This is a genomic window from Azohydromonas australica DSM 1124 (genome assembly GCF_000430725.1).
GTDB lineage: Bacteria > Pseudomonadota > Gammaproteobacteria > Burkholderiales > Burkholderiaceae_C > Azohydromonas > Azohydromonas australica.
In genome coordinates, this window is the sequence record NZ_KE387204.1 from 52,853 (window position 1) to 56,012 (window position 3,160).

Below are 3,160 nucleotides of genomic sequence, written 5' to 3' on the forward strand. Positions count from 1 at the left end.
ATCGCCCCGATCATCTTCTGCACCGTGGTGGTGGGCATCGCCGGCATGGAAGACATGAAGAAGGTCGGCAAGACCGGCGGCCTGGCGCTGCTGTACTTCGAGATCGTCTCCACCATCGCGCTCCTGGTGGGCCTGGTCATCATCAACCTGGTCAAGCCCGGCGCGGGCATGAACGTGGACGTGAGCCAGCTCGACACCAAGAGCCTGGCCGCCTACACCAAGCCCGGCGCGATGCAGAGCACCACCGACTTCCTGCTCAACGTGATCCCGAGCACGGTGGTCGATGCCTTCGCCAAGGGCGAGATCCTGCAGGTGCTGCTGTTCGCCGTGATGTTCGGCTTCGCGCTGCACAAGTTCGGCGGGCGCGGCACGCTGGTGTTCGACTTCATCGAGAAGTTCTCGCACGTGCTGTTCAGCATCGTGGGCTACATCATGAAGGTCGCCCCGATCGGCGCCTTCGGCGCGATGGCCTTCACCATCGGCAAGTACGGCGTGGGCTCGCTGGTGCAGCTGGGCCAGCTGATGGCCACCTTCTACGCCACCTGCCTGCTGTTCATCTTCGTGGTGCTGGGCACCATCGCCCGGGCGTCCGGCTTCTCGATCCTGAAGTTCATCAAGTACATCAAGGAAGAGCTGCTGATCGTGCTGGGCACGTCGTCGAGCGAGTCGGTGCTGCCGCGCATGATGGCCAAGATGGAGAACCTGGGCGCGCGCAAGAGCGTGGTCGGCCTGGTGATCCCCACCGGCTACTCCTTCAACCTGGACGGCACCTCGATCTACCTGACGATGGCCGCGGTGTTCATCGCCCAGGCGACCAACACCGACATGACCATCTCGCAGCAGATCACGCTGCTGGCGGTGCTGCTGCTGACCTCCAAGGGCGCCGCCGGCGTCACGGGCAGCGGCTTCATCGTGCTGGCCGCCACGCTCTCCGCGGTGGGCCACGTGCCGGTGGCGGGCCTGGCGCTGATCCTGGGCATCGACCGCTTCATGTCCGAGGCGCGCGCGCTGACGAACCTGATCGGCAACGGCGTGGCCACGGTGGTGGTCGCCAAGATGACCGGTGATCTCGACAGCGACCGCCTGCGCCGCACCCTGAACGGCGAGACCGTCGCCGAGGCCGAGGAGCCCGAAGCCGTGCTCGACGCGCAGGAAGCGCACATGCCCGCGGCGGCCCGCTGAGCCTGACACGAGCGCATCCTGCAATGCTGGCTGCGGCCATTTTGCCTTGGCTGCTAGCACCAGGGCAGAGCGAAATGCGTACCTTGTTTCCAAGTTGAGGAGTACACACATGACCGACATCGTCATCGTCGCCGCAGCCCGCACCGCCGTGGGCAAGTTCGGCGGCACGCTGGCCAAGACCCCCGCTCCGGAGCTGGGCGCCGTGGTCATCAAGGCCCTGCTGGAGAGGACGGGCGTCAAGCCCGACCAGATCGGTGAAGTCATCATGGGCCAGGTGCTGGCCGCCGGCGCGGGCCAGAACCCCGCGCGCCAGGCGATGATGAAGGCGGGCATCGCCAAGGAAACGCCGGCGCTGACCATCAACGCCGTGTGCGGCTCCGGCCTCAAGGCCGTGATGCTGGCCGCCCAGGCCATCGCCTGGGGCGACAGCGACATCGTCATCGCCGGCGGCCAGGAGAACATGAGCGCCAGCCCGCACGTGCTGATGGGCAGCCGCGACGGCCAGCGCATGGGCGACTGGAAGATGGTCGACACCATGATCAACGACGGCCTGTGGGACGTGTACAACAAGTACCACATGGGCATCACGGCCGAGAACGTCGCCAAGGAACACGACATCAGCCGCGACCAGCAGGACGCCCTGGCCCTGGCCAGCCAGCAGAAGGCCACCGCCGCGCAGGAAGCCGGCCGCTTCAAGGACGAGATCGTTCCGGTCTCGATCCCGCAGCGCAAGGGCGACCCGCTGCTGTTCGACACCGACGAGTTCATCAACAAGAAGACCACCGCCGAAGCGCTGGCGGGCCTGCGCCCGGCCTTCGACAAGGCCGGCAGCGTGACCGCGGGCAACGCCTCGGGCATCAACGACGGCGCCGCTGCGGTGATGGTGATGTCCGCCGCCAAGGCGAAGGAGCTGGGCCTGACGCCCATGGCGCGCATCAAGAGCTTCGGCACCAGCGGCCTGGATCCGGCCACCATGGGCATGGGCCCGGTGCCGGCCTCGCGCAAGGCGCTGGAGCGCGCCGGCTGGCAGGTCGGTGACGTGGACCTGTTCGAGCTCAACGAAGCCTTCGCCGCCCAGGCCTGCGCGGTGAACAAGGAGCTGGGCGTGGATCCGGCCAAGGTCAACGTCAACGGCGGTGCCATCGCCATCGGCCACCCCATCGGCGCCTCCGGCTGCCGCGTGCTGGTGACGCTGCTGCACGAGATGCAGCGCCGGGACGCCAAGAAGGGCCTGGCCGCGCTGTGCATCGGCGGCGGCATGGGCGTGTCGCTGACCGTCGAGCGCTGATCAGAAGAACCGGGCGGCCCCGCGCCGCCCGCCCGGCGTTCCACGCGGGTGCGCCGGGATACCAGACGAACCAAACCACCAAGGGCTTCGAGACGGCCCGAAGAAGGAGAGACAGATGGCACAGAAACTGGCTTACGTGACCGGCGGCATGGGCGGCATCGGCACCTCGATGTGCCAGCGCCTGCACAAGGACGGCTTCAAGGTGATCGCCGGCTGCGGTCCGAGCCGCGACCACCAGAAGTGGATCGATGAACAGGCCGCGCTGGGCTATACCTTCTACGCCTCCGTGGGCAACGTGGCCGACTGGGACTCCACCGTGGCCGCCTTCGAGAAGGTCAAGGCCGAGCACGGCACCGTGGACGTGCTGGTGAACAACGCCGGCATCACGCGTGACGGGCAGTTCCGCAAGATGAGCAAGGCCGATTGGCAGGCCGTGATGTCGACCAACCTCGACAGCATGTTCAACGTCACCAAGCAGGTGATCGAGGGCATGCTGGACAAGGGCTGGGGCCGGATCATCAACATCTCCTCGGTCAACGGCGAGAAGGGCCAGTTCGGCCAGACCAACTACTCCGCCGCCAAGGCCGGCATGCACGGCTTCTCGATGGCGCTGGCGCAGGAAGTGGCGGCCAAGGGCGTGACGGTGAACACCGTGAGCCCGGGCTACATCGCCACGGACATGGTCAAGGC

Annotated in this window: 3 protein-coding genes; all 3 read left to right on the forward strand. The window is 67.0% G+C overall.

All coding sequences use genetic code 11. The features are described from left to right. A partial coding sequence (locus H537_RS0122110; RefSeq protein ID WP_028999586.1) for a dicarboxylate/amino acid:cation symporter occupies positions 1 to 1,182 on the forward strand: 1,182 nt, incomplete at its 5' end. Positions 1,183 to 1,291: 109 nt separating this feature from the next. Next, positions 1,292 to 2,470 carry an acetyl-CoA C-acetyltransferase gene (locus H537_RS0122115; protein WP_028999587.1) on the forward strand — a complete coding sequence of 393 codons (1,179 nt, stop codon included), beginning with the start codon at positions 1,292 to 1,294 and terminating at the stop codon, positions 2,468 to 2,470. Positions 2,471 to 2,585: 115 nt separating this feature from the next. Then, on the forward strand, positions 2,586 to 3,160 hold a 575-nt coding region (locus H537_RS44745), incomplete at its 3' end, for an SDR family NAD(P)-dependent oxidoreductase (RefSeq protein ID WP_043459740.1).

Excerpts from the sequence above, each read along its gene's own strand:
- H537_RS0122115 (WP_028999587.1), top strand. The coding sequence starts at position 1,292 with ATGACCGACATCGTCATCGTCGCCGCAGCCCGCACCGCCGTGGGCAAG.